We start from the raw sequence: 25,225 nt of genomic DNA, 5'->3' as shown, positions 1-25,225 counted from the left end.
GCCCCCACAGCCGCCCGGCACTGGTCCAACCTCCTTCCCCCAGCGGGCGGTTGGGATCTTGAAACTCCCCAAGGCGGGCTCGCCCCAAGCACGTTGACCGCGTGTCAAATCCGCGGTCTCGCGCGGACAATCGATGGGGTCGAGAGGGCGCGGCCTCTGCGCGCAGGCGGTCCCGGATACGTAAGCTGTGGCTCGTCACAGGGACCGGGCAGCGGGGATGAACATGGCGATGATGCGCCTGAGGCGCGAGGACCCGCGCGTCGTCGGCTCGTTCAGGCTTCACCGACGGCTCGGCGCGGGCGGGATGGGCGTGGTCTACCTGGGCTCCGACCGCAAGGGCCAGCGCGTGGCGCTGAAGGTCATCCGGCCGGATCTGGCGGAGGACCAGGAGTTCCGCTCGCGGTTCGCGCGCGAGGTCTCGGCGGCGCGGCGGATCCGGGGCGGGTGCACGGCGCGGCTGGTGGCCGCGGACCTGGAGGCGGACCGGCCGTGGTTCGCCACGCAGTACGTGCCCGGGCCCTCCCTGCACGACAAGGTGGCCGAAGAGGGCGCCCTGTACGCGGCGGAGACGGCGGCGATCGGGGCCGCGCTGTCCGAGGGGCTGGTCGCGGTGCACGAGGCCGGGGTGGTGCACCGGGATCTCAAGCCCTCCAACATCCTGCTGTCCCCCAAGGGGCCGCGGATCATCGACTTCGGCATCGCGTGGGCGACCGGTGCCTCCACGCTCACGCACGTCGGCACGGCGGTCGGCTCTCCGGGCTTCCTCGCCCCGGAGCAGGTGCGCGGCGCCGCGGTCACTCCGGCCACCGACGTGTTCTCGCTGGGGGCGACCCTGGCCTACGCGTCGACGGGCGACTCGCCGTTCGGGCAAGGCAGTTCCGAGGTGATGCTGTACCGCGTGGTGCACGAGGAGCCGCAGCTGCACGGCGTGCCCGACGCACTCGCTCCGCTGGTCCGGGCGTGCCTGGCGAAGGACCCCGAGGAACGGCCCACCACGCTGCAGTTGTCGCTGCGGCTGAAGGAGATCGCCGCGCGCGAGGCGCAGGACCTGGGCGAGGCACAGGCGCCGGCGCCCCGTGCCGCGGAGGCGGACCGTTCGAGCGGTCCGCTGGTCGACAGTTACCCGGGACACCAGCGACCCGGTCAGACCGAGCAGCCGCGGGGCCGGCGGCGTCCGCCGGGCACCCCCGCCCCACAGGGCTCGGTCCCTCCGTCGCGGGGCGGCTCGTCGTCCCGGGGCGGTCCGTCCCGTACGGGCGGTTCGCGCCCGGCACCGGCGTCCCGGGGCGGTTCGCGCTCGGGCAGCGGCGGCCGTCCGGTGCGGCGCGACGGCGCCGGGCGGACGGGGCCGCGCGGCACGTCGAGCGGCCTGCGGCCCGCCAACCCGAGGCTGCTGCGACAGCGTTTGACCGTGTTCGTGGTGGTGACGCTGCTGGTCGCGCTCGGCATCGCGGCGGCACAGGGCTGCCAGGGGCCCGCGCGGGGGCTGGGCGACGACGGCCACGGCGTACGGGAGCAGCGGCACGCGCACGCGCAGGCGGTGGAAACACCGTCGCCACGGCGGACGTAGGGGCCGGCGGGAGCCGCCGGGGACGCTCTCGGGCTTCCGGTGTCGGGCGGAGCCCAGGACTGAGGGCGGCCCGTCGATACCGAGTAGAAGTCGACCCCAGCCGCGACGGACGTGAGGGCCGACGGGAGCCACGGGGGGACGAACTCGGGTGTCGGACGTCGGGCGGGTCCAACGCTTGTCGGGCCCGTCGGGCGGCGGGCTCTACTGCTCGTTGGGCGGGGCGCTGGCCCGTTGGGCGGGCCTGCGGCTGAGGCCAACCCGTCGCCACCGCGCAAAAGGCGACCGCAGCCGTGGCGGACGTAAAGGCCCGGCGGGAGCCGCCACGGACGATCCCGAGCGCCCAGTGGTCCCACGGCTCGTCGGGCGGACGCCGCCTCGTCGGGCAAGGCCTACGGCTGAAGGCGACCCCTCGCCGCATGAAGGGCGATCGCAACCGCAGCGGCCGTAGGGGTCGGCCGCAGCCGCCACGGACGATCTCGGGCACCCGGCGGTCCCATGGCTCGTTGGGCGGGGCCTACGACTGAGGGCGGCCCGTCGTGACCGCGTAGAAGGCGACCGCGGCTGCGGCGCCCACGTTGAGGGAGTCGACGCCGTGTGACATGGGAATACGGACCCACTCGTCGGCGGCCGCCAGGGCGCGGGTGGACAGGCCGGCGCCCTCGGCGCCGAGCATCAGCGCGACCCGGTCCATCCGGTGCGGGGCGGCCTCGTCCAGGGTTTTGGCCTTCTCGTCAGGGGTGAGGGCGAGCAGCGTGAAACCGGCCTCGCGGACCGCCTCCAGGTCCCCCGGCCAGATGTCGAGGCGGGCGTACGGCACGGAGAAGACCGCGCCCATGGAGACCTTCACGCTGCGGCGGTAGAGCGGGTCGGCGCAGTCCGGGGAGAGCAGGACCGCGTCCATGCCGAGCGCGGCGGCGGACCGGAAGATGGCGCCGATGTTGGTGTGGTCGTTGACGGACTCCATGACCGCGACCCGGCGGGCCGTCCGCAGCACCTCGGCCGCGGTGGGCAGCGGCTTGCGCTGCATGGAGGCGAGGGCGCCGCGGTGGACGTGGTAGCCGGTGACCCGTTCGGCGAGTTCCGGGCTCACCACGTGGACAGGCGCGGTGAGTTCGTCGATGACGTCGCGCATCGCGTCGACCCACTTCGCGGACAGCAGCATCGAGCGCATCTCGTACCCGGCGTCCCTGGCCCGGCGGATGACCTTCTCGCCCTCGGCGATGAACAGGCCCTCGGCGGGTTCGCGCCTGCGGCGCAGTTCCACGTCGGTCAGGTCCGTGTAGTCGTGCAGGCGCGGGTCGTCGGGGTCCTCGACGGTGATGAGTTCGGCCACGGGTGATACTGCCTTGTCCTGGTGATGGTGCGGGCGGCTCGGGTGGGCGGGGGTCACGCTTCGGTGCGCGGGCCCACCGCGACGACCTCGCCGATGACGATGACGGCCGGCGGCCTCACGTCCTGCGCGCGTACGGTCTCGGCGACCGTCGCGAGGGTCGCGTCGACCCGGCGCTGGGCGGCCGTCGTGCCCTCCTGAACCAGGGCGACCGGGGTATCCGGGGACTTGCCGTGGGCCACGAGCGTCTCGGCGATCCTGCCGATCTTGTCGACGCCCATCAGGACGACGAGCGTGCCGGTGAGCCTGGCCAGGGACGGCCAGTCGACCAGGGAACGCTCGTCGTCGGGCGCCACGTGCCCGCTGACCACGGTGAACTCGTGGGCGACCCCGCGGTGGGTGACCGGGATGCCGGCCGCGCCCGGGACCGAGATCGAGCTGGAGATACCGGGGACGACCGTGCAGGGAACCCCGGCTTCGGCGAGTGCCTGGACCTCCTCCATGCCCCGGCCGAAGACGTACGGGTCGCCGCCCTTGAGCCGGACCACCGACTTGCCCTGCTTGGCGTGCTCGACGAGGGCGTGGTTGATCGCCTCCTGGGCCATGAAGCGGCCGTAGGGGATCTTCGCCGCGTCGATCACCTCGACGTGCGGCGGGAGTTCGGCGAGCAGATCGCGCGGGCCGAGCCGGTCGGCTATGACGACGTCGGCCTCGGCGAGCAGCCGGCGGCCGCGGACCGTGATCAGGTCCGGGTCGCCGGGGCCGCCGCCGACCAGGGCGACGCCGGGGGTGCGGGTGCGGTGGTGCGGGGCGACCAGCGTGCCGTCGCGCAGGCCCTCCACGACCGCGTCGCGGATGGCCGCGGTGTGCCGCGGGTCGCGGCCGCGCGCGCTGGTGGTGAGCACGGCGACCGTGACGCCCTCGCTGTGGCCGGTGGCCGGGGTCCAGGCGGTCGCGGCGTCGGCGTCGTCGGCGCGGACGCACCACACGCGCAGGCGCTCGGCCTCGGCCGAGGCGCGCGTGTTGGCGTCGTGGTCGCTGGTGGCGATCAGGGCGTACCAGGCGTCGGCGAGGTCGCCGTCCTCGTAGGGCCGCCGCTTCCAGGTGATCTCGCCCGCGTCCGCCATCGCCTCCACGGAGGGGGTGGCCTCGGGCGACACGAGGACGACGTCCGCGCCCGCCGCGACGAGCGCCGGGAGGCGGCGCTGGGCCACCTGCCCACCACCGAGGACGACCACACGGCGGCCGGTCAGGCGGAGGCCTACGGGGTAGGCGGGGTGTTCGGCCATGAGGCGAGCTCCTCTTGCGGCGGCGGTGCGATAGCCCTGACGTGCGGATTTTACGCGGTCGGGGGGTGCGGCGGCCTGGGCGTCCGGTGGCTGGGCGGCGTGGCCGGATCCCGGCCGTGGGCACCGCCGTGGCAGGCGGGGGACGGACCGTGGGTCCGGTCCGTCCCCAAGCGCGGCCGGCGGCCGGGGAATCGGGGATTCCGCGCGGCTACTTCTCCGCCACTCCCGCCGAGTCGAACGTGGCCACCTCGTGCATCGCCCGGGCCGTGCTCTGCACCAGCGGCAGGGCGAGCAGCGCGCCCGTGCCCTCGCCGAGGCGCAGGTCGAGGTCGACCAGGGGGCGCAGGCCGAGCTTGTTGAGGGCGGCGACGTGGCCCGGTTCGGCGCTGCGGTGGCCGGCGATGCAGGCCGCCAGCACCTCGGGGGCGATGGCGCGGGCGACCAGGGCGGCGGCGCCGGCGCTGACGCCGTCCAGGATGACCGGTGTGCGCAGGGAGGCGCCGCCCAGCAGCAGGCCGACGATGGCCGCGTGCTCGAAGCCGCCGATCGCGGCGAGCACGCCGATGGGGTCGGCCGGGTCCGGCTGGTGCAGTTCCAGGGCGCGCCGGACCACGTCGGTCTTGCGGGCCAGGGTCTCGTCGTTGATGCCCGTGCCCCGGCCGGTGACCTCGGCGGGTTCGACGCCGGTGAAGACGGAGATGAGGGCCGCGGACGCCGTGGTGTTGGCGATGCCCATCTCACCGGTGAGCAGCGCCTTGTTCCCGGCCGCCACCAGGTCGCGGGCGGTCTCGATGCCGACCTCGATGGCCTGCTTGGCCTCCTCGCGGGTCATCGCGGGACCGGCGGTCATGTCGGAGGTGCCCGCGCGGACCTTGCGGGGCAGCAGACCGGGCGTGGCCGGGAGGTCGGCGGCGACGCCCACGTCGACGACGCAGACCTCGGCGCCCACCTGGGCGGCGAAGGCGTTGCAGACCGCTCCCCCGCCGAGGAAGTTGGCCACCATCTGGGCGGTGACCTCCTGCGGCCAGGGGGTGACGCCCTGGGCGTGCACCCCGTGGTCGCCGGCGAAGACCGCGACGGCCGCGGGCTCGGGGATCGGCGGCGGGCACTGGCGGGACAGGCCGCACAGCTGCGCGGAGATGATCTCCAGCATGCCGAGCGCGCCGGCCGGCTTGGTCATCCGCTTCTGCCGCTCCCAGGCCTCGCCCAGCGCCTTGGCGTCCAGCGGGCGGATCTGCGCGACGGTCTCGGCGAGCAGGTCGTGCGGGTCCTCGCCGGGCAGGGCGCGACGGCCGTACGTCTCCTCGTGCACGACCCAGGACAGCGGGCGGCGCTTGGACCACCCGGCCTGCATCAGCTCGGGCTCGTCCGGGAACTCGTCGACGTAGCCCACGCACAGGTAGGCGACGATCTCCAGGTGCTCGGGCAGGCCGAGGGCGCGGACCATCTCGCGCTCGTCGAAGAAGCTCACCCAGCCGACGCCGAGGCCCTCGGCGCGGGCCGCGAGCCAGAGGTTCTCGACCGCGAGCGCGGAGGAGTACGGCGCCATCTGCGGCTGGGTGTGGCGGCCCAGGGTGTGCCGGCCGCCGCGGGTCGGGTCGGCGGTGACGACGATGTTCACCGGGGTGTCGAGGATGGCCTCGACCTTCAGTTCCTTGAACTGCTTCGCCCGGCCCTTGGGCAGCGACTTGGCGTACGCCTCGCGCTGACGCATGGCCAGCTCGTGCATCGCCTGCCTGGTTTCGGCGGAGCGGATGACGACGAAGTCCCAGGGCTGAGAGTGGCCCACGGACGGTGCCGTGTGAGCGGCCTCCAGGACGCGCAGCAGCACCTCGTGCGGGATGGGGTCGCCGCGGAAGCCGTTGCGGATGTCGCGGCGCTCGCGCATCACCTTGAGCACGGCCTCGCGCTCGGCGTCGTCGTAGCCGGGCGCGGCCGGACCGGTGGGCCGCGGTGCCTCCGCCTCCGCGGCCGCGTTCTCCTCCCGGGCCTCTTCCGCGTCGGCGCCGTGGGTGTCCAGGTCGTCCGCGTGCTGGACGGCCTCGGGCGCGGGCTTCTCGCTCGACGCGGCGGCGGCCTCGCCGTCGCGGGGTGCGGGGACCGTGGCGGCGGGCTCCCCGGCGGCGGCGAGGTGGTCCGCCGGGACGACGATGGGGTGCGGCGGGGTCGGGGCCAGGTGCGGGGTGGTGGGCACCGAGCCCTCGACGGGCACGAACTCTCCGAGGGTCTGGCCGGGCTGAGGCTGAAGGGGGACGCCGGGGCGGAGGGGCGCGCCGTGGGCGTGCCCGCCGGGGGTCCGGTCCGCGGGCAGCGTCGCCGCGTCCGGCTGGGCGGGCTGGGGCCCGGCCGTTTCGGGGGTCGCTGGGGCGGCTTCGGCGGCCTGGGACCCGTCCGCATTCTGGACGGCGGGGTCCGCGATGTGAGCCGCGGCAGGTGCGGCGGCATCGGCCGCGTCCTGCGGGCCTGGCTCCACGGCCGTGGGCGCCTCCGGCGAAGTCGGCTGTTCCACGAGGCGAATGGGCGTCACGGTGGCATCGGCGGGGGCCGCAGGGGCGGGCGTGGCCTCGGCGGCGTCGGTGGCCTGAGCCTGCGGCTGCGTGGCCTCGGTCGGCTCATCTGCCGCGACGATGGCCTCGGCGGTGTCGCCGGCCTCCGGGGCGTGAGCGGCTGCCGGAACCTGCGCGGCCTCGGCCTGAACGGTCTGCGGGGCGGACCCTTCCGGGCTCTGGCCCGCCTCAGGGGTGTTGACGGCGACGGGCGCGGGCCCGGCCTGCACTCCCCCAGGGCCGGTTCCGGTTGCGCTCGTCGTCTCGGCGGCGGCCACGGCGGCGGGGACACCCGCCTGCAAGACCTCGGCCGCACCTTCGGCAGCGTCACCGGCCTGGAGCACCTGCACGCCATCCGTCACCTGCGCGGCGTCCGGGGCATGCGCGGGCTCGGCAGGACCGCCGAGCGCGACGCCGGCCGCGGGCACAGGGGCACCGGGAACGACGCCGGCACCCTCCGACTGCGGGACGGCCTCGGGCACCTGCTCGCCATCCGGCACCTGGACCGCGTCCGGGGCGGCGGCACCCTCCGGCCGGGTCCCGGCCTCCGGCTCCTGGCCACCGGCCGGAACCTGACCTGCGTCCGGGGCAACGCCGGCGACAGTGCCCTCCGACCGGGACTCGGCCCCGGCCGCACCACCGGGCTCAACTCCGGCCCCCGGCACGGGCGCACCGGGAGCGACACCGGCACCCTCCAACTCCGGACCGGCCTCGGGCACCTGACCCGCACCCGGGACGATCCCGGCCACAGCGTTCCCGGACTGGGATGACGCACCATCAGCCGCACCACCGGGCTCGATCCCGGCCCCCGGCACGGCAACACCGGCGCCCTCCGACCGCGGCCCCGCCTCCGGCGTCCGGCCACCGGTCGGGACCTGGCCGAGCACCGGGCCCCGGCCGTCCGTCGGCAGGTGGCTCGTGTCAGGGCCGTACGGGACGGCGCCGGACAGGGCCGCGTCGGGGGCGACGGCGGCCTGGGCCACGCCGACCGGCTCCGGGACCGGAACCGGAACGACCGTCTCCGCGGTCCCCGCCCCGGCGAACACCGGAGGGGCCGCCACCGTGGGCTGGGCACCCCAGGGCGCGGCGCCCTGCGGGGCCATCTCGGGCAACTGCGGGACGTCGAAGTACTCGGGGCCGGTCGTGGGCGGTCCCGGCCGGCGGACCGGCGCGTCCGCGGGACCGCGGTCGGCCAGGGAGCGGACCGGGCTCGCGGAGGCGTCGGGGATCGGCGGACCGAGGTGCAGCGGCCGGCGCGGGGGCACCGCCGCGGCGATCCCGGCCGGCGGCGTGGCCGCCGGGTCGTGGTGCCACGCAGCGCCGAGGTCGACGGAGCCGGTGTCGCGACCGGCCGTCTCGTGCGGATCCTGCTCGTGGACGGCCTCGAGGACCGGCTCAGGGGCGGGCGGGGCCACCTCGTTGCCCCACGCTCCGTGGGAGCCCGGCAGGAGGAGGTCTTCGTCCTCGGCGGGAGACTCGGAGAGGTAGGCGTACGCACCGTGCGCGGGGACGCCCGGCTGCTCCACCATGCCTGCGCTCTCCGGCAGTCCCTCGCCCGGGACCTGGCCGGTGTCGGTCATGCGTACCCCTCGCCCATCGGTTTAGTGCTCCTACGACCAGCTCACCCGGAACGGCGCACCGACCGCCCCCAGTGAAGAACGAGCGTCCGCGCCGTGCGGCACGAACAACCCGCCCGGAAAAGACGACAAAGCCATTGAGTGGCATTCTCGCGGTCGTCCGGCCGCCGCGACAGCGTGATCCGCGACGGCCCGCTGTGGACTGCGCCACGTTGCGTGTTCTCCGGGTCTGCCGTACCACACCCGCCCTGAATCGGGTGGGTTTTCCGGACATTGACGAACGAACTTCCGGACCGCCCGGTGCGGTGCAACGATCGGCCAGCCTACCGCGCGCGGTACGACAACCCGATCACGGGGCACGCTCGGGCAGCACGGCACTGAGCAGGAACACGACGCTGCGCTCGGTCTCCGTCCAGGCGCGCGTGTCGAGCGCGACGGACTGGAGCAGGGCGCACTCGACTTGGTATCCGTGCTCGGTGAGGTCGCGGCCGACGAGTTCGGCCGCGTCCCGGGTGGCGGCATGGGCGACGATCCGCTGCGGACGCCGGTCGGCGACCGCGGAGACCACGGCCACTCCCCCGCCGCCGACGCGGACGACGTCCGGTTCGGGCAGGTTCTCCAGAATGTGCGGGGCGGTGCCGTGCACCACCTGCATGCGGACGTCGAAGCGGTGCGCGGCCGACTCGGTGCGGTCGCAGGCCCGCGCGTCCCGGTCGACGGCGATGACGGCGGCGCCGCCGCGCGCGGCCTCGGTGGCGAAGGCGCCGCTGCCGCAGCCGATGTCCCACACGAGGTCGCCGACGCGCGGTCCGAGGCGGGCGAGTTGGGCGGCCCGGAGCAGATCGGTCTCCCCCTCGCCGAGCCCGCCGCCGTAGACCTCGGCGGGCTGGGTCCAGCCGCGCGGCCCGTGGGCGGGGCCGTTCCCGGCGATCCAGCCGCCGCCCTCGCCGCCGCTCCGGCCGCCGATGACGATGACGACGTTGGGGTCGCGCCAGGTGTGGTCGGCGGCCTTGTCGGAGGTGACGACACTGACCTGCTCGCGTTCGGTGCCGAGTTCCTCGCAGATGACGAAGGTGCGGTGCACTCCGTCCAGGAGCAGGCCGAGTTCGGCGGGTCCGGCGCCGGGGGCGGTGAGCACGGCGACCTTGGCGTGGGCGCGGCACACGTTCACCGCGCGTCGCAGGGTGCGTTTGTGTGCGACGACTACTTGGGCGTCATCCCAGGGCATTCCGGCGCGGGCGAAGGCGGCGGCCACGGACGAGACGGCGGGGACGACCTCGACCTCCAGGCCGAACTCCGGTGCGCGCAGGGTCCGTACGACCCCGAAGAAGCCCGGGTCGCCGTCGGCGAGCACCACCGCGGTGCCGCGGTGGCCGGCGATGCGGCGGGCGGCGAGGGCGACACTGCCGAGGCGGATGCGTTCGGCGGTGCGCGGTACCTCGGGCAGCGCCAGGTGGTGGGCCGCGCCGGCCACGAGGGTGGCGGCGCCCAGGGCGCCGCGCGCCGCGTCGGTCAGCGGCGAACCGTCCCAGCCGATCACCGTGACCCGGTCGGCCATCGTCGTCAGTCTCCAGGATTGCGCAGGTCGTCGGGGTACGGACGCCCGAGGGCGTGTTCCGCGAGCGTACCGGGTGGAGCTGTCGGGTGCGCGGCGGGGCGGGGCGGGTGTGCCCGCGGGTCCCGGCGCCTCAGTTCCATTCCGGGAAGGACATGTAGCCGCCGGACTCGGCGAGCTGCTCGCCCGCACCCTCCAGGTCCTCCGGCAGCAGGCTCCACACGATGAAGTCGGTGCGCATGTCGGTCCATGTGCCGTCCTCGGTGCGGAAGTGGGCTATGCAGGCGTTGCGCAGCACGCCCTCGCTGATGCAGCCGATCTTCTGGGCGACCTGCTGAGAGGCGGTGTTGTCGGCGGCCGTGCGCAGCTCGATGCGTTCGAACTTCTGGTCCCCGAAGAGCCATTGCGCGGTGGCGAGCGCGGCCTCGGCGGCGTATCCCTCACCGCGTGCCCAGGGTGCGACGATGTACGACAGCTCGGCGGACCGCACGTGCCAGTCGGCCTTGGTCAGCTGGACGATGCCGACCAGCCGCTGGGTGAGGAACTCGGTGACCGCGAGGTCCAGGCCGCGGCCGGCGGTGCGTTCGGCGGGGGCGTACCCGGTGATCCAGGTGCGGGCCCCGTCCTCGGTGAAGGGCTGGGGGACGTCGGTCCAGGCCGCGACCTGTTCGTCGTTCATCATCTCGGCCAGGGCGGGTACGTCGTCCTCCTCGAGGGGACGCAGCACCAACCGCTCCGTGCTGATGGAGATGTTGGGGAAGGTGCTGTTCATGCGCCGCTCCGTAACCTTCGGAAGAACCGTCAGGGCCTGCTGAACTGCCCAGCATGCAGCATGAAAGCAGTGAACCGCACCACGGGGTCCTCCCCCACTGCCTGAACGGCGTGGGGGTACCCCCACTCGGTGAGGGCGCGGACCCCGTGCGTCGTGCGGATGGCGGTCGTGCGGATCAGAACGCCGGGACGACCGCGCCGTCGTACTTGTCCTCGATGAACTTCTTCACCTCGGGCGAGGTGAGGAGCTGGGCGAGCTTCTTGACCCGCGGGTCGTTCTCGTTGCCCTTCTTCACGGCGAGGAAGTTGGCGTACGGGTTGTCCTTCGCGGCCTCGGCGGCGATGGCGTCCTTGGCCGGGCTGAGCTTGGCCTCCAGCGCGTAGTTGCCGTTGATCACCGCGGCGTCGACGTCACCGAGGGAGCGCGGCAGCTGGGCCGCCTCCAGCTCCTTGAACTGCAGGTTCCTGGGGTTGGAGGTGACGTCCTTGGGAGTCGCGTCGTACCCGGCGCCGGCCTTCAGCTTGATGACGCCGTTGGCCTCCAGCAGCTTCAGGGCGCGGGCCTCGTTGGTGGTGTCGTTGGGCAGCGCGACGGTGGCGCCCTTCTTCAGATCGGCCAGCTTCTTGACGCTCTTGGAGTACACGCCGAGCGGCTCCAGGTGCACCGTGCCACCGGGGACCGGCACGATGTCGGTGCCGTTCTTCTTGTTGAAGTCGTCGAGGTACGGCTTGTGCTGGAAGTAGTTGGCGTCGACCTGGCCCTGCTGGACGGCCGTGTTCGGGGTCACGTAGTCGGTGAACTCCTTGACCTCCAGCTTGAGGCCGGCCTTCTTCGCCAGGTTGTCCTTGACGTAGGCGAGGATCTCGCCCTGCGGGGTGGGGGTGGCGGCGACCGTCAGCGGGGCGTTCGCGTCGGCCTTGCCGGAGCCGGATTCCGAGCCGCAGGCGGTGAGCCCGAGGGTGAGGGCTCCGGCGGCGAGGACGGCGGCGGTGATCTTGGTGGTGTTACGCACGAAAAGTGCCTTTCCTTGGGTGGTGCGACCCCGGGTACGGGGAGATTTGGGAGGAGGTCTTCAGGCGGCCTTGCCGACGCCGGTGGCCGCGGGCTCCCCGGCCTTCAGCAGCCGCAGCTTCGGCGCGGGGCCGGAGCGGCCGGAGCGGCGGTGCAGGGAGCGGGCCGCGAGGTCACCGGCGAACTGGATGGCCGAGATGACCACGGCGAGGATGGCCACGGTGATCCACATGAGTTGGGTGTCGAAGCGCTGGTAGCCGTAGCGGATGGCGATGTCGCCGAGGCCGCCGGCGCCGACGGTGCCGGCCATCGCGGAGTAGCCGATGAGGGCGACGATCGTGGTGGTGGTGCCGGCGATCAGCGAGGGCAGGGACTCGGGGACGAGGACCTTGCGGACGATGGTCCAGGTGTTGCCGCCCATCGCCTGGACGGCCTCGACCAGTCCGCCGTCCACTTCGCGGACGGACGTCTCGACGAGCCGGGCGAAGAAGGGGATGGCGCCGATGGCCAGCGGCACGATGGCGGCCTCGCGACCGATCGTCGTGCCGGTGACGAAGCGGGTGAAGCTCATCAGGGCCACCATCAGGATGATGAACGGCATCGAGCGGGTGATGTTCACGACCTGCCCGATCACCTTGTTGGCGACGACGTTCTGGAGCAGCCCGCCCCGGTCGGTGAGGACCAGCAGGACACCGAGGGGCAGCCCGCCGACGACGGCGATGAGCGTCGACCAGCCGACCATGTAGAGGGTGTCCCAACTGGCCTGGGACAGCAGGGGCTGCATCGTCGAGAAATCAGTCCAGGTCACTTGGCACCTTCCTTCGCCAGTTCCGGCCGCGGGGCCGGGGCGTGGTCGACGACGTCGATCTGCAGGCCCTGCTCGCGCAGGAAGCCGATGGGCACCACGTTGTCCTCGTAGCGACCGGGCAGTTCGATGCGCATCCGGCCGACCTGGAGGCCGCCGATGGTGTCGATGGCCGCGCCGAGGATCGAGATGTCGATGTTGTAGGTGCGGGACAGCTGCGAGATGACGGGCTGGGTGGCGCTCTCGCCGTGGAAGGTGACGTCGATGACGGTCCGGTCGTCGGCGGAGGCCTCCCCGCCGACCGGGAAGAGCGCGGCGGCCAGTTCGGAGCCCGGGGTGGCGAGGAGTTCGCTCACCGTGCCGGACTCGACGATGCGGCCGTCCTCCATGAGCGCTGCCGAGTCGCAGACGGACTTCACGACGTCCATCTCGTGCGTGATGAGCAGGACGGTCAGACCGAGCTGGCGGTTCAGGTCGCGCAGCAGTTGGAGGACGGAGCGGGTGGTCTCCGGGTCGAGGGCGCTGGTGGCCTCGTCGGACAGCAGCACCTTGGGGTCGCCGGCGAGGGCGCGGGCGATGCCGACGCGCTGCTTCTGGCCACCGGAGAGCTGGGCGGGGTAGGCCCGGGCCTTGTCGGCGAGACCGACGAGGTCGAGCAGTTCGAGCGCCCTACGTGAACGTTCCTTCCCGGACGTAGCGAGGATCTCCAGCGGCAGCTCGACATTGTCCTGGACGGTGCGCGAGGACAGCAGGTTGAAGTGCTGGAAGACCATGCCGATCCGGCTGCGCGCCCGCCGCAGGTCCTTGCCCGCCCGGTGGCCGCGGCCGGCCAGGGCGGTGAGGTCCTGTCCGGCGACGGTGACCGTGCCGGAGGTGGGCCGCTCCAGCAGGTTGACGCAGCGGATGAGCGAGGACTTGCCGGCGCCGGACTGACCGATGACGCCGTACACCTCGCCTTCGCGGACGTGCAGGTCGACGCCGTCGAGCGCGGTGATCTCGCGACCGCGCGAACTGTAGACCTTCGTGAGGCCCGATGTGGTGATCACGTGGGTTTCCGTCACTGTCGAGTGCGCGGCGCGTCGTGGGCGCCGGGCACGGCATTCATGGTCGGGGAGCGCCAGAACGCGGCACGACTCTCGCAGTGGTGCTCAAACCGGGAGAAACGTGTGCGCGGGGGCGTGGCTCGGCCACGGGCGCCCGGACGGACCGGACGCGGGCGCGGACATGAGCGGGCTCTCGCTTCGGGGCGCGAGGCTCAGCTGGTGCAGGGGCCCTCTAGAAGGCGCACATTCGACGTACAGGACACATACAACGAGCACCGGGCGGCACAGTCGCCTCGGTCGCCGGGATGCGGTCGCTCGTCGTGGTCATGCGGTCAGTAAACCAGACCCACGGGGACGGGAGGCCCTCGCTGTCCACATGCTGGACGCACGTGGACACCACGGCGATGCGGCGCGGACCTGGGGGTTTGGCGCCTGTGACCAGGGTGGACAAGGCCCGCGGGCGTCCGTCCGGACGGCCGCGGGCGGGCGCGGAGGACGCCGGACTGTGGCCAACGCCACGGCGCCGCACCGGGGGGAGCCGCGCCGGCGGACACCGGGTCCGCGGGGCCGGGCCGGGCGCGGCGGGGCGTTCACCCCGTAATAAGGTCGCAGCATGCTTGATGCCCTGACGCTGGTGACCGGCGTCGCCGCGCTGCTGCTCGCCGCCTGGTGCGGCTGGGCGGCCTACCGTGACCAGCCGACGAAGGACTGGCACTTCATCGGGATGGCGGTGGTGTCGCTGCTCGCCCTGGTCCAACTGGTGGTCGGGGTCGTGGCGCTGGCACGGGGCGAAAAGCCGGCACAGGGGACGACGATCTTCGTCGCGTATCTGCTGGGAGCCTTCGCGTGCGTCCCGGCGGCCGGGCTCATGTCGCTGACCGAGCGGACGCGCTGGGGTTCGGTGACGGCCGCGGCGGGCGGAGTGGTCCTCGCCGTCCTGGAGGTGCGGCTCTATGACATCTGGGGAAGGTGAGATGAGCGCCGTGGAGGAGAAGCCGGCCGGGGCACGGCTCGTCAGCGGACCGGGCACGCTGCTGGTCTGGCTGTACGGCGTGATGGTCGTCGGCGCGGTGTCGCGCTCGGCCTACCAGATCGCCACCGAGTTCGACCGGGCGCCGCTCGCCTACTCGCTGTCCGCGGTCGCCGGAGTCGTGTACGGCTTCATCACGTACTCGCTGGTGCGCGGCGGCGAGAAGGCGCGCAGGGCCGCGCTGGCGTGCTGCGTCGCCGAGCTGGTGGGCGTGCTGACGGTCGGCACATGGACGCTGCTCGACAAGTCAGCGTTCCCGGACGCGACCGTGTGGTCGGCCTACGGCCGGGGCTACGTCTTCATCCCGGTGCTGCTTCCGCTGTCGGCCCTGTACTGGCTGCGCAAGGCGCGGAAGCAGCAGCCGCAAGCGGCCTGAGCCGGTCCGCAGCCGCGCTACGCGGTCGCCGCGTAGCTGCCCTCCGGCTTCTCCAGGATGATCATCGGTACGCCGTCGGCGCCCTCGGAGGTACCGACCACCTGGTAGCCCACGCGCCGGTACAGGCGCAGGTTGCCCTCGCTGCGGTGACCCGTGTGCAGCCGGAACCTGGTGGCGCCCCGCTCCGCGGCCAGCGCGGCCTCGGCCGCGCGCAGCAGCCGGGCGCCGATGCCGTGCCCCTGGAGGCGCGGGTGGACGCAGAGCTTGCTGATGAGGGCCGCGCCGTCCTCGGTCACCCGGCCGCGCACCGAGCCGACCACCTCGTCGCCGAGCCGCGCCACGAAGACGCAGTCCGCGGCGAGCTCGTGGCGGATCGAATCGAGACTCTCGACGAGCGGGTCGATGCGGTAGTTGCCGTACAGCGCGGCCTCGCCCTGGAAGCACAGGTACTGCAACCTGAAGATCTGCTCCGCGTCCTGTTCGGCCGCCGCAGAGATGGTCACGCTCATGCCCATGTGCGCACGCCTCCCGCTCACTTGATCACCGGTCGTCCCCCACTCCTATCCCCGCGCTTCGCGGGCCGCAACCTCCGGTGCGGACAATCACCGCGGACATTCCGGACAACTGGCATGTTCCGGGCACGTGCTGCCTTGTGAGATACCCAACTCACCCGCCCTCACACGGTGGGTGGGGTCCCGCCGCGACCGCGGTGCCCGGGCGACACGATGCGGCCGTCCCGGCGCGGGCTGCCGGGACGGCCGTGGTCGGCCCCGAACGGAGCCGCGGGGTTCAGCCGTTGACGTGCCGGCCGCTCAGGAAGTCCTCGCGGGCGAGCAGTCCGGTGTCGGCGTTGTCGGTGAAGATGCCGTCGATGCCGGTGGCGAAGTAGGCCTGGAACACACCGAAGACGTCACCGTAGGCGTCGGCGGCGGTGCCCTTGCGGAACTTGGGCGGCAGGAACGGGTTCTCGTTGCGGGCGGTGTAGGGGTGCAGGATCAGACCCGCGGCGTGCGCGTCCCGGACGAGCGTGCTCGGCTGGGTGAGGTTGCCGTCGGCGTCCTTGGGGATGACCAGGTCGACGGTCGGGCCGATGCCCTGCGCGTAGGAGGCGATCTCCTTCAGGCCCTTGGGCGTGATCAGGTCGGCGACCGTGCGCGGATCGCCCGCCTCGACGAAGTCCCAGGGGCGGCTGCGGGCGTCCGACAGCAGCACCACGAGCGGATTGCCGACGAGCCGGTCCAGCCGCTGGATGCTGCTCGGCTCGAAGGACTGGAGGATCACCGGGGAGTCCTTCTTGTCCTTGCCGTACTTGCGCAGCAGCGCGGCGACCCGCTCCTCCAGGCCGAGGCCCAGCTTGCGGAAGTACGTCGGGTGCTTGGTCTCGGGGTAGATCCACACCTGCCGGCCACGCTTGCGGGTCTGCTCGTCCTGCCACTTCAGGACCTCTTCGAAGGTGGGGATCTCCCAGCGGCCGTTGTAGAGGGTGTTGTGGGGGCGGTTGGCCGGGATGCGTTCGATCGCGCGCAGCGTCTTCAGCTCGGCGAGGGTGAAGTCCTCGGTGAACCAGCCGGTGGTGGCCACCCCGTCCAGGGTCTTGGTGGTCCTGCGGGCGGCGAACTCGGGGTGGTCGGCGACGTCCGTGGTGCCGCCGATCTCCGGTTCGTGCCGGCACACGAGGTGACCGTCCTTCGTCGGCACCAGGTCGCCGGCCTCGACGACATGGGCGCCGAGGTCGAGGGCCAGGTCGTAGGAGCCGAAGGTGTGTTCGGGCCGGTATCCGCTGGCTCCCCGGTGGCCGACGATCGTCGGCACGGGCAGGTTCTTCAGCCCGCCGCCCTTCCGGCCGCCGGCTCCACCCTGGGCCGCTCCGGCCACGCCGGGCAGTCCGAGGACCGCTCCGCCCGCGCCCAGCACCGCGGCCCCGAGGAGGGCCCGGCGTCCGGTCCCGCGTCCCTGCTCGTCCGACTCCCGCGTACCCATGACCGCCTCCTGGTCTCGTGTCGTCCGTGCGCGCCGATCGTAGGTGGGCACCGATGACGGACGGGAGACCGCGCGGCGAACACCGGCGTGACGCCGGGTGTCGTCGGAGGCCGTACGGGACACAAGGGGCGCCGCCCGCCGAACGGGTGACGGCCCGTCGGCATGTCCCGGCCCGGTCCGGGAAGACGCACTCAGTGGCAGCCGTCGCGGCCCCGTGGCGCGGCCGATCCGCCGAACGGGGCGAAGTGGCGGACGGCGCGGGCGCCACTGCGCGCGGTCCGGGCGCCGCCGCCTCCGGCCGCGGCGTGTCGTGGCCCGCGGACCGACGCCGGTCCCCGCGGGCCGGCACCGCCACGGCCGCGGCCGGCACCATGAGCAGCACGCAGTACGACGAAGGCGATCGCGATGGACATCCTGTTCCCCCCTCCCGGACGGCGAGCGACCTCCATCACATCGTTCCGTTCGGGTTAACGGGGCGAAACGTACCTCCGTCGCAGGTAAACGTATGTCAACAGTGTGTAAGAGGCGGTGAGCCCGATGTGCATTCGGCCCTGGGCCGCGAGTATCGTCCTCACCTGCACAGACTCATGAACAATCCCTCGACATCTCCAGACACCGGAGGGCCCGTTGTCCCGCTTCGCGCTCATCAAGGGAGTGCTCGGCCCGATCATGCGCCTGATGTTCCGCCCACGGGTGGAGGGCGCGGAGCGGATTCCGGGCGACGGCCCGGTGATCCTGGCCGGCAACCACCTGACCTTCATCGACTCGATGATCCTGCCGCTGGTCTGCGACCGTCAGGTCTTCTTCATCGGCAAGGACGAGTACGTCACGGGGAAGGGCTTCAAGGGCCGGCTGATGGCCTGGTTCTTCACCGGCGTCGGCATGATCCCCGTCGACCGTGACGGCGGCCGGGGCGGTGTGGCCGCGCTGATGACCGGCCGCCGGGTGCTGGAGGAGGGCAGGATGTTCGGCATCTACCCGGAGGGCACCCGCTCCCCCGACGGCCGCCTCTACCGCGGCCGCACCGGCATCGCCCGGCTCACCCTGATGACCGGGGCGCCCGTGGTCCCGTTCGCCATGATCGGCACCGACAAGCTCCAGCCGGGCGGCTCGGGTCTGCCCCGGCCGGGCCGTGTCACCGTCCGCTTCGGCGAGCCGATGGAGTTCTCCCGGTACGAGGGCATGGACCGGGACCGGTACGTCCTGCGGGCCGTGACCGACTCGGTGATGGCGGAGGTCATGCAGCTGTCCGGGCAGGAGTACGTCGACATCTACGCGACCAAGGCGAAGGCGGCGTAGGCCTCCGGCGGTCGGGCGGGGCACGACGGCCGCGGGTCCACCGTGGCCGGTCGCGACCGCGCCACGCAGCCGTGTCCCGGCACGGCCCCCGCCCCCGTCGTACCCCGCCCGGGGGTCAGAGCTTCTGGCCCTTCAGCAGGAACCACGCCGCCGGCGCCGTTGCCAGCAGTACCGCCGCTCCCGCTCCCGACGCCAGGTGCAGGCCGTGGACGAAGGACTCCCTGGCCGCGTGCAGCAGGGCCTCGGAGGTCTGCGCGGGCAGGCTCGCCGCCACCTCGACCGCGCCGCCCAGCGACTCGTGGGCGGCGGACGGTGTGCCCGCCGGGCCGGTGAAGCCCCGGTAGACGCCGGTCACGATGGAGCCCAGCAGGGCGATGCCGAGGGCCGCACCCAGTTCGTACGCCGTCTCGGAGACCGCCGAGGCGGCGCCCGCCTGCTCCTTGGGCACGCTGGAGAGGATCACGTCGGCGGTCACCGTGAAGGAGAAGCCGGCACCGACGCCGACCACCAGCAGGGACGTGCCCAGCAGCGGGTAGCCGGTGGTCCCGCTGAGCGTCGTCAGCGCGGCCAGCCCCAGGCCGATGGCGGCAAGTGAGCCGGAGACCACGGTCCGCACCGAGAAGCGCCGGGCCGCCCGCCCGGCGAGCAGTCCGGCCGCCACCGCGCCCACGGCGGCGGGCAGTTCGAACAGCCCCGCCTCGAACGGCCGCCTGCCCTGGACGAGTTGCAGATACTGGGACAGGAAGAACACCAGACCGGACATGCCGAGCACGGTCAGCAGATCGGCGAGGACGGCACCGGAGAACCCCCGGTTGCGGAAGAGCCGTATGTCCAGCAGCGGCTTCGGCAGCGTGAGCTGGCGGCGGACGAAGCCGTACAGCGCGGCCGCGCCCAGCAGACCCGTGGCCAGGACCGGCCAGGTGAACCCTCGTGCCGCGGCCTCCTTGACCGCGTAGACGACGCCGACCACGCCGACCAGCGACAGCACGACGCTCGCCAGGTCCCACGGGCCCGGGTCGGGGTTGCGGGACTCGGGCAGGGTCTTGATGCCGACCAGGACGAGGACCGCCATCACGGGGAGGTTGATGAGGAAGACCGAGCCCCACCAGAAGTGCTCGAGCAGCAGGCCGCCCACGATCGGGCCGACGGCCGTGCCACCGGAGGCGGTGGCGCCCCAGATGCCGACGGCGAGGCTGCGCTCGCGCGGGTCGTGGAAGAGGTTGCGGATCAGGGCGAGCGTGGCGGGCATCAGGGTGGCGCCCGCGACACCGAGCAGCGCCCGCGCCAGGATCATCAGTTCCGGTGTGGCGGCGTAGGCGTTGAGCACGGAGACCGCGCCGAACGCGGTGGCCCCGCCGAGCAGGATGCGCTTGCGGCCGATGCGGTCGCCGAGGCTGCCCATGGAGACGAGCAGACCGGCGATGACGAAGGAGTAGACGTCGCCGATCCACAGCAGCTGGGTGCCCGAGGGCCTGAGGTCCTCACTGATGAAGGGGGTCGCGAGACCGAGGACGGTCGCGTCGACGGCCACCAGCAGCACGGCGAGCGCGAGGACGGAGAGCGCGAGCCAGCGGCCCGGACGCTGCTCCACCTCCGCCACGCGAGCCGGCTGCAGGGTGCTGGTCATGATTCCTCGTTCCGTGAAGTGTCCGTGCGCAGTGCGCCGCCGAGCAGCAGCTCGGTGATCATGTGGTGGAAGTCCTTGGGGGCGACCTTGCCGCTCAGCACGACGTAGGCGCCGGAGGCGATGAGGCCGACGAGGGCCTCGGTGAGCCAGGCGGGGGTGAGGTCGATACGGAACTCGCCGCTGAGCTGGCCGCGCCGGAAGACCTCGGAGATGCGCTCGTCGAGCCGGTTCCAGCCCTCGTTCTGCGCCTCGCCCTCGAACAGCTGGTTCTCCGTGTAGAGGAAGGAGAGCAGCCCGGCCACCGGTTCGATCTCGCGGACCAGGCGCCGTACGGCGTCGCCGGCCGGCCCCTCCCCCAGACGGGCCGCGTCGAGGGCGGCCTCGCACTCGGCGATCCCGAGCGCCTCCAGCGCCCTGACGAGCGAGTCGCGTCCGGCGAAGTGGCGGTGCAGCGTGGCCCGGCTGATCCCGGCCGCCTTGGCGACCTCGTCCATGGTGGCGGTGGACTTGTGGGTGAGCAGGGTGGCTGCGCTGCGCAGCACGTGGTCACGATCGACAGCCATGAGACAAAGATAGCCCATGTGAGACATTGATGTCTCATATTGGGTATGCGTGTCTCACTGGTCTCACTGACTCATGCTGGAGAAGGGTGCCGTGGGCGCTCAGTGCCAGGGCAGCTGCCCGCGCCGCTCCCAGTAGGCCCGGGGCTCCTCGGACAGCGCGTCGAGGCGGGCGAGCTGGTCCTCGTCGAGGTCGACGGCCGGGGCGTGCAGGTTGGAGGCGAGCTGGCCGGGCGTGGCGGCGCCGGAGAGGACCAGACCGGCCCACGGCCTGCGCAGGATCAGGGCGAGGGCGACCGCGTCGCAGCCCAGGCCCGCCTCCCGGGCGACCGCCTTGAGCGCCTCGGGGGCGTACGGCTCGGCGAGCCGCCCGTTGGCCATGCCCTCCTTGACGATCACCGTCAGTCCGGCGTCGTGCGCCTCGGCGAGGGCGGGACCGGCGGAGGTCTCCAGGACGTTGTACGTCGACTGGACGGTACGGAAGAGGGGAGCGCCGTCGACCGTCACGCCGAGCGCGGCCCGGACGGCGTCCGCCTGGGCGGGTCCGCTGGTGGAGAAGCCGATCGTGAGACCGCCCGCGGCGGCCTCGGCGAGCCTGGCGTGCAGCTCCTTGTCGGTGAGCGCCGGGCTGTCCGGGGTCAGCGAGTGGATCTGGTACAGGTCGAGCCGGTCACCGAGCAGTTCGGCGGTCTCTGCGCGCTGGCGCTCGTAGGTGGCGAGGCTGTGGTCCTTGACCTCGTGCCGGTCGGCGTCGGTGGTCCAGTTCGCGGTGTAGGTGTAGCCCCACTTGCTGCCGACGACGACGTCGGCGGCGTCGGGGCGGGCCCTGAGCCAGTCGGCGAGGAACTCCTCGGCGCGGCCGTAGGAGCGGGCCGCGTCCACGTAGCGGACGCCCTGCGCGTAGGCGGCGTCCAGGAGTTCGTGGGTGCGCTCGCGCAGGGCGTCCACCGTGCGGTCGGCCGGGAGGTCCTTCTCGCGGCCGAGGTTGATGTACCCCGGACGCCCGACGGCGGCCAGCCCCAGACCGATGTGGCACGTGGGGGTCGTGGCCGAGGCCAGTCGGGCGAAGGGCATCGCGGGCTCCGTTCGGTCGCTTCCTTACGGCTGTGGACCAACGTAACCCGCGAGACCCCGAAGGCGGGCGAACTACTTCCGGGCGTCCGCCCACTGGTGCTGCGCCGCCACGTCCGCCTTGACCTCGGCGAGCTGGACGGCGACCGCGCTCGGGGCGGTGCCGCCGCGGCCGCTGCGGGAGGCGAGGGCGCCGGGGACGTTGAGGACGGTGCGCACCTCGGGCGTCAGATGGGCGGAGATCTTGGCGAACTGCTCGTCGGTCAGCTCGTCGAGTTCCTTGCCCTCGGCCTCGGCGGCCTTCACGCACTCGCCTGCGACCTCGTGCGCCACCCGGAACGGCAGGCCCTGCTTGACCAGCCACTCGGCGATGTCGGTGGCCAGCGAGAAGCCGGCCGGGGCCAGCTCCTCCATGCGCTCGCGGTGCACGGTGAGGGTGGCCATCATGCCGGTGAAGGCCGGCAGCAGGACCTCCAGCTGGTCGCAGGAGTCGAAGACGGGCTCCTTGTCCTCCTGGAGGTCGCGGTTGTACGCCAGCGGCAGGGCCTTGAGGGTGGCGAGCAGCCCGGTCAGGTTGCCGATCAGTCGGCCGGACTTGCCGCGCGCCAGCTCCGCGATGTCCGGGTTCTTCTTCTGCGGCATGATCGACGAGCCGGTGGAGAAGGCGTCGTGCAGCGTCACGAAGGAGAACTCCTTCGTGTTCCAGATGATGACCTCCTCGGCGATCCGGGAGAGGTTCACACCGATCATCGCGGTGACGAAGGCGAACTCCGCGACGAAGTCCCGGGAGGCCGTGCCGTCGATGGAGTTGCCGGCGCTGCCGCGCTCGAAGCCGAGGTCCCGCGCCACCGCCTCCGGGTCCAGGCCGAGGGAGGACCCGGCCAGGGCGCCGGAGCCGTACGGCGACACGGCCGTCCGCTCGTCCCACTGGCGCAGCCGCTCGGCGTCCCGCGACAGGGACTGGACGTGCGCGAGGACGTGGTGGGCGAACAGGACCGGCTGGGCGTGCTGGAGGTGGGTGCGGCCGGGCATGGCCACGTCCGGGTGGGCCTCGGCCAGGCCGATGAGCGCGTCCTGGAGGTCGGCGATCAGACCGCCGATGATCCGGGCGTGGTCGCGCAGGTACATGCGGAAGAGGGTGGCGACCTGGTCGTTGCGGGACCGGCCGGCGCGCAGCTTGCCGCCGAGGTCGGCGCCGAGGCGCTCCAGCAGTCCGCGCTCCAGGGCGGTGTGCACGTCCTCGTCGGCGATGGTGCCGGTGAAGGAGCCGTCGGCGACGTCCGCCTCCAGCTGGTCGAGGCCGGCCAGCATGCGCCGCAGTTCGTCGTCGTCAAGCAGCCCGGCCTTGTGCAGCACGCGCGCGTGGGCGCGGGAGCCGGCGATGTCGTAGGGCGCGAGGCGCCAGTCGAAGTGGACGGACGCGGACAGCTTCGCCAGGGCCTCGGCGGGACCGTCGGCGAAACGGCCGCCCCAGAGCCGTACGTCACCGCTGTTGCTGCTCACTTGAGTTGCTCCTCGGGGATGGCGATGTGCGCGACCGCCTCCCCACCCGTGAGTGAGGAGGCGGTTGTCAGGCTAGTGCGTGCGAGGCGACCCGGCGCCGTGACGCGAGGTCCGCGCCGGGTCGGACCCGTCGGGGCCCTGTGGGTACCTAGGCCAGGTCGCGCTGTGCGGCGATCTTCGACGACAGGCTGTAGATGTCGATGAAGCCCTTGGCGGCGGACTGGTCGAAGGTGTCGCCGGTGTCGTAGGTGGCGAGGTTGAAGTCGTACAGCGACTCCTGGGAGCGCCGGCCGGTGACGACCGCGCGGCCGCCGTGCAGGGTCATGCGGACGTCGCCGGAGACGTGCTGGTTGGCCTCGGTGATGAAGCCGTCCAGGGCGCGCTTGAGCGGGGAGAACCACTGGCCGTCGTAGACCAGTTCGCCCCAGCGCTGCTCGACCTGCCGCTTGTAGCGGGCGAGTTCGCGCTCGACGGTGACGTTCTCCAGCTCCTGGTGGGCGGTGATCAGGGCGATCGCGCCGGGAGCCTCGTACACCTCGCGGGACTTGATGCCGACGAGGCGGTCCTCGACCATGTCGATCCGGCCGATGCCCTGGGCGCCGGCGCGCTCGTTGAGCTGCTGGATGGCCTGGAGGACGGAGACGGGCTTGCCGTCGATGGCGACCGGGACGCCCTCCTTGAAGGTGATGATCACCTCGTCGGCCTCACGGGCGACGGCCGGGTTCTGGGTGTACTCGTAGATGTCCTCGATCGGCGCGTTCCAGATGTCCTCGAGGAAGCCGGTCTCCACGGCGCGGCCGAAGACGTTCTGGTCGATGGAGTACGGGGACTTCTTGGTGGTCGCGATCGGGAGGTTCTTCTCCTCGCAGAACGCGATGGCCTTGTCCCGGGTCATCGCGTAGTCGCGGACCGGGGCGATGCACTTCAGGTCGGGGGCGAGGGCGACGATGCCGGCCTCGAAGCGGACCTGGTCGTTGCCCTTGCCGGTGCAGCCGTGGGCGACGATGCCGGCGCCGTGCTTCTGGGCGGCGGCGACCAGGTGCTTGACGATCGTCGGCCGCGACAGCGCGGAGACCAGCGGGTAGCGGTCCATGTAGAGGGCGTTGGCCTTGATCGCCGGGAGGCAGTACTCGTCGGCGAACTCGTCCTTGGCGTCGGCGACCTCGGCCTCGACGGCACCGCAGGCGAGCGCGCGCTTGCGGATGACGTCCAGGTCCTCGCCGCCCTGGCCGACGTCGACCGCAACGGCGATGACCTCGGCGCCCGTCTCCTCGGCGATCCAGCCGATGGCGACGGAGGTGTCCAGACCGCCCGAGTAGGCGAGTACGACGCGCTCGGTCACGGGATTCTCCTCACACTGCATTCGCTGACATGCATGAGTATGCAGAACTCTGCATGGTTCGTCAATCTCGACCGGGGCGCGTCGCGGCACCAGGGGGTTCGCAAGGCGTTTTCAGAACTCGCCCGTCACTCCTTGAACGAGCGCCACCGCTTCCGCGTATCGCCGGACAAGGCGCCCCGGCCGCCGGGCCCCGGGCGTCGGCCTCCCCGGCCGCCTGCGCCTCACTCCGTGGGGTGACAGGCAGCCGTGGCCGCCCCGAGGAAGCGCCGGCCGGGGCGGCCACGGTGGGCCGGGCGGAGGCCGTAATTCCTTAGACAGGCGAAAGAACTTCCCCGGATAATCGCTGGACATGGGAAAGACGTATGAGTGCATCGACGGCAGGCTGCGCACGTTCATCGAGCGGCAGCCCCTCTTCTTCACCGCGACCGCCCCGCTCTCCGGCGACGGCACGGTCAACCTCTCCCCCAAGGGCCTCAAGGGCTCCTTCGCGGTGCTCGACGAGCACACCGTGGCCTACCTGGACTTCGCCGGGTCCAACGCGGAGACCATTGCCCACCTGCGTGAGAACGGCCGGATCACCCTGATGTGGTGCGCCTTCGAGGGGCCGCCCAGCATCGTGCGCGTCCACGGCCGGGGCGAGCCCGTCTTCCGCGACGACGCGCGCTTCGGCGAACTCCTCGCCCGTTTCCCCAGCATCGACCCGGCCGCGCACGGGCTGCGCGCGATCATCGTGGTGCACGCCGAACTGGTGCGGGACACCTGCGGGTACGCGGTGCCCTTCATGGCGTACGAGGCGGACCGCGATCTGCACGGCAGGCGCTTCGCGCGCGAGGACGACGCCTCGCTGAGCGACTACTTCACCCGGAAGGAGCACGTGGCCACCAGCTTGGACGGCCTGCCTGGGCTGCCGTTGCCGCTGCCGCCGTCTACGGTCTGAGC

Annotated in this window: 20 protein-coding genes; 5 read left to right on the top strand and 15 right to left on the bottom strand. The window is 72.6% G+C overall.

Going from position 1 to position 25,225, the window contains the following annotated elements:
• Positions 1 to 217 precede the first annotated feature (217 nt).
• Complete coding sequence (locus ACIQFZ_RS07625; RefSeq protein ID WP_365425740.1) at positions 218 to 1,570, top strand: serine/threonine-protein kinase; 1,353 nt, start codon at positions 218 to 220, stop codon at positions 1,568 to 1,570.
• Between the two features lie 514 nt (positions 1,571 to 2,084).
• On the opposite strand, the gene ACIQFZ_RS07620 is transcribed toward ACIQFZ_RS07625, so the two are convergent.
• The 8 genes from ACIQFZ_RS07620 to ACIQFZ_RS07585 all read right to left on the bottom strand — a co-directional run bounded on the left by ACIQFZ_RS07620 (position 2,085) and on the right by ACIQFZ_RS07585 (position 13,501).
• Positions 2,085 to 2,903 carry an RNA methyltransferase gene (locus ACIQFZ_RS07620; protein ID WP_365425738.1) on the bottom strand — a complete coding sequence of 273 codons (819 nt, stop codon included), beginning with the start codon at positions 2,901 to 2,903 and terminating at the stop codon, positions 2,085 to 2,087.
• A 53-nt stretch (positions 2,904 to 2,956) separates the two neighbouring features.
• Complete coding sequence (gene cobA, locus ACIQFZ_RS07615) at positions 2,957 to 4,189, bottom strand: uroporphyrinogen-III C-methyltransferase (protein WP_402690817.1); 1,233 nt, start codon at positions 4,187 to 4,189, stop codon at positions 2,957 to 2,959.
• Between the two features lie 208 nt (positions 4,190 to 4,397).
• Entirely contained in the window at positions 4,398 to 8,315 is a 3,918-nt protein-coding gene (cobT, locus tag ACIQFZ_RS07610; protein ID WP_402690816.1) for a nicotinate-nucleotide--dimethylbenzimidazole phosphoribosyltransferase, read from the bottom strand.
• 346 nt (positions 8,316 to 8,661) lie between these two features.
• Positions 8,662 to 9,870, bottom strand: a complete 1,209-nt coding sequence (gene cbiE / locus ACIQFZ_RS07605; protein WP_402690815.1) for a precorrin-6y C5,15-methyltransferase (decarboxylating) subunit CbiE — start codon at positions 9,868 to 9,870, stop codon at positions 8,662 to 8,664.
• A gap of 130 nt (positions 9,871 to 10,000) precedes the next feature.
• Positions 10,001 to 10,639, bottom strand: coding sequence for a GNAT family N-acetyltransferase (locus ACIQFZ_RS07600; RefSeq protein ID WP_365425172.1), 639 nt, complete (start codon positions 10,637 to 10,639; stop codon positions 10,001 to 10,003).
• A gap of 175 nt (positions 10,640 to 10,814) precedes the next feature.
• Positions 10,815 to 11,651: a MetQ/NlpA family ABC transporter substrate-binding protein gene (locus ACIQFZ_RS07595; protein ID WP_225076199.1), complete on the bottom strand. Its 837-nt coding sequence runs from the start codon at positions 11,649 to 11,651 to the stop codon at positions 10,815 to 10,817.
• A 60-nt stretch (positions 11,652 to 11,711) separates the two neighbouring features.
• Positions 11,712 to 12,458 carry a methionine ABC transporter permease gene (locus ACIQFZ_RS07590; protein WP_365425175.1) on the bottom strand — a complete coding sequence of 249 codons (747 nt, stop codon included), beginning with the start codon at positions 12,456 to 12,458 and terminating at the stop codon, positions 11,712 to 11,714.
• Positions 12,455 to 13,501 carry a methionine ABC transporter ATP-binding protein gene (locus tag ACIQFZ_RS07585; protein WP_402690814.1) on the bottom strand — a complete coding sequence of 349 codons (1,047 nt, stop codon included), beginning with the start codon at positions 13,499 to 13,501 and terminating at the stop codon, positions 12,455 to 12,457. The genes ACIQFZ_RS07590 and ACIQFZ_RS07585 overlap by 4 nt, the downstream gene beginning before the upstream one ends.
• Before the next feature lie 610 nt (positions 13,502 to 14,111).
• On the opposite strand from ACIQFZ_RS07585, the gene ACIQFZ_RS07580 reads away from it, so the two are divergent.
• Positions 14,112 to 14,471 (top strand): hypothetical protein, encoded by a 360-nt coding sequence (locus tag ACIQFZ_RS07580; protein ID WP_365774332.1) that lies wholly within the window; start codon positions 14,112 to 14,114, stop codon positions 14,469 to 14,471.
• Between the two features lies 1 nt (position 14,472).
• Complete coding sequence (locus tag ACIQFZ_RS07575; RefSeq protein WP_365425180.1) at positions 14,473 to 14,904, top strand: hypothetical protein; 432 nt, start codon at positions 14,473 to 14,475, stop codon at positions 14,902 to 14,904.
• Positions 14,905 to 14,921: 17 nt separating this feature from the next.
• Here the strand turns inward: ACIQFZ_RS07575 and ACIQFZ_RS07570 are convergent, their stop codons facing one another.
• On the bottom strand, positions 14,922 to 15,419 hold the full coding sequence (locus ACIQFZ_RS07570) for a GNAT family N-acetyltransferase (RefSeq protein ID WP_365774334.1): 498 nt from the start codon (positions 15,417 to 15,419) through the stop codon (positions 14,922 to 14,924).
• A 274-nt stretch (positions 15,420 to 15,693) separates the two neighbouring features.
• Positions 15,694 to 16,884, bottom strand: a complete 1,191-nt coding sequence (locus ACIQFZ_RS07565) for a glycerophosphodiester phosphodiesterase (protein ID WP_365774335.1) — start codon at positions 16,882 to 16,884, stop codon at positions 15,694 to 15,696.
• A gap of 627 nt (positions 16,885 to 17,511) precedes the next feature.
• On the opposite strand from ACIQFZ_RS07565, the gene ACIQFZ_RS07560 reads away from it, so the two are divergent.
• Positions 17,512 to 18,183: a lysophospholipid acyltransferase family protein gene (locus ACIQFZ_RS07560; protein ID WP_365425186.1), complete on the top strand. Its 672-nt coding sequence runs from the start codon at positions 17,512 to 17,514 to the stop codon at positions 18,181 to 18,183.
• A 115-nt stretch (positions 18,184 to 18,298) separates the two neighbouring features.
• On the opposite strand, the gene ACIQFZ_RS07555 is transcribed toward ACIQFZ_RS07560, so the two are convergent.
• The 5 genes from ACIQFZ_RS07555 to ACIQFZ_RS07535 all read right to left on the bottom strand — a co-directional run bounded on the left by ACIQFZ_RS07555 (position 18,299) and on the right by ACIQFZ_RS07535 (position 24,286).
• Positions 18,299 to 19,810 (bottom strand): MFS transporter, encoded by a 1,512-nt coding sequence (locus ACIQFZ_RS07555; protein ID WP_402690813.1) that lies wholly within the window; start codon positions 19,808 to 19,810, stop codon positions 18,299 to 18,301.
• Entirely contained in the window at positions 19,807 to 20,373 is a 567-nt protein-coding gene (locus ACIQFZ_RS07550) for a TetR/AcrR family transcriptional regulator (protein WP_365425190.1), read from the bottom strand. Before ACIQFZ_RS07550 ends, ACIQFZ_RS07555 begins: the two co-directional genes overlap by 4 nt.
• Before the next feature lie 99 nt (positions 20,374 to 20,472).
• Positions 20,473 to 21,444 carry an aldo/keto reductase gene (locus ACIQFZ_RS07545; RefSeq protein ID WP_402690812.1) on the bottom strand — a complete coding sequence of 324 codons (972 nt, stop codon included), beginning with the start codon at positions 21,442 to 21,444 and terminating at the stop codon, positions 20,473 to 20,475.
• A 72-nt stretch (positions 21,445 to 21,516) separates the two neighbouring features.
• Positions 21,517 to 22,944, bottom strand: coding sequence for an argininosuccinate lyase (gene argH, locus ACIQFZ_RS07540; protein ID WP_365774336.1), 1,428 nt, complete (start codon positions 22,942 to 22,944; stop codon positions 21,517 to 21,519).
• A 148-nt stretch (positions 22,945 to 23,092) separates the two neighbouring features.
• Entirely contained in the window at positions 23,093 to 24,286 is a 1,194-nt protein-coding gene (locus ACIQFZ_RS07535; RefSeq protein ID WP_365425196.1) for an argininosuccinate synthase, read from the bottom strand.
• A 349-nt stretch (positions 24,287 to 24,635) separates the two neighbouring features.
• Here ACIQFZ_RS07535 and ACIQFZ_RS07530 point away from each other — a divergent pair, with 349 nt between their 5' ends.
• Positions 24,636 to 25,223, top strand: a complete 588-nt coding sequence (locus ACIQFZ_RS07530; RefSeq protein ID WP_402690811.1) for a pyridoxamine 5'-phosphate oxidase family protein — start codon at positions 24,636 to 24,638, stop codon at positions 25,221 to 25,223.
• Positions 25,224 to 25,225: the final 2 nt, after the last annotated feature.

This window comes from Streptomyces sp. NPDC093064, assembly GCF_044754605.1.
In the GTDB taxonomy this organism is placed as follows: Bacteria; Actinomycetota; Actinomycetes; order Streptomycetales; family Streptomycetaceae; genus Streptomyces.
Note: the sequence above shows the minus strand (reverse complement) of the source record. Positions and strands in the feature narration are given on the sequence as shown.

Excerpts from the sequence above, each read along its gene's own strand:
- ACIQFZ_RS07600 (WP_365425172.1), bottom strand. The coding sequence starts at position 10,639 with ATGAACAGCACCTTCCCCAACATCTCCATCAGCACGGAGCGGTTGGTG.
- ACIQFZ_RS07575 (WP_365425180.1), top strand. The coding sequence starts at position 14,473 with ATGAGCGCCGTGGAGGAGAAGCCGGCCGGGGCACGGCTCGTCAGCGGA.
- ACIQFZ_RS07555 (WP_402690813.1), bottom strand. The coding sequence starts at position 19,810 with ATGACCAGCACCCTGCAGCCGGCTCGCGTGGCGGAGGTGGAGCAGCGT.
- ACIQFZ_RS07625 (WP_365425740.1), top strand. The coding sequence starts at position 218 with ATGAACATGGCGATGATGCGCCTGAGGCGCGAGGACCCGCGCGTCGTC.
- cbiE (WP_402690815.1), bottom strand. The coding sequence starts at position 9,870 with ATGGCCGACCGGGTCACGGTGATCGGCTGGGACGGTTCGCCGCTGACC.
- cobT (WP_402690816.1), bottom strand. The coding sequence starts at position 8,315 with ATGACCGACACCGGCCAGGTCCCGGGCGAGGGACTGCCGGAGAGCGCA.
- cobA (WP_402690817.1), bottom strand. The coding sequence starts at position 4,189 with ATGGCCGAACACCCCGCCTACCCCGTAGGCCTCCGCCTGACCGGCCGC.
- ACIQFZ_RS07580 (WP_365774332.1), top strand. The coding sequence starts at position 14,112 with ATGCTTGATGCCCTGACGCTGGTGACCGGCGTCGCCGCGCTGCTGCTC.
- ACIQFZ_RS07570 (WP_365774334.1), bottom strand. The coding sequence starts at position 15,419 with ATGGGCATGAGCGTGACCATCTCTGCGGCGGCCGAACAGGACGCGGAG.
- ACIQFZ_RS07545 (WP_402690812.1), bottom strand. The coding sequence starts at position 21,444 with ATGCCCTTCGCCCGACTGGCCTCGGCCACGACCCCCACGTGCCACATC.
- ACIQFZ_RS07550 (WP_365425190.1), bottom strand. The coding sequence starts at position 20,373 with ATGGCTGTCGATCGTGACCACGTGCTGCGCAGCGCAGCCACCCTGCTC.
- ACIQFZ_RS07565 (WP_365774335.1), bottom strand. The coding sequence starts at position 16,884 with ATGGGTACGCGGGAGTCGGACGAGCAGGGACGCGGGACCGGACGCCGG.
- ACIQFZ_RS07530 (WP_402690811.1), top strand. The coding sequence starts at position 24,636 with ATGGGAAAGACGTATGAGTGCATCGACGGCAGGCTGCGCACGTTCATC.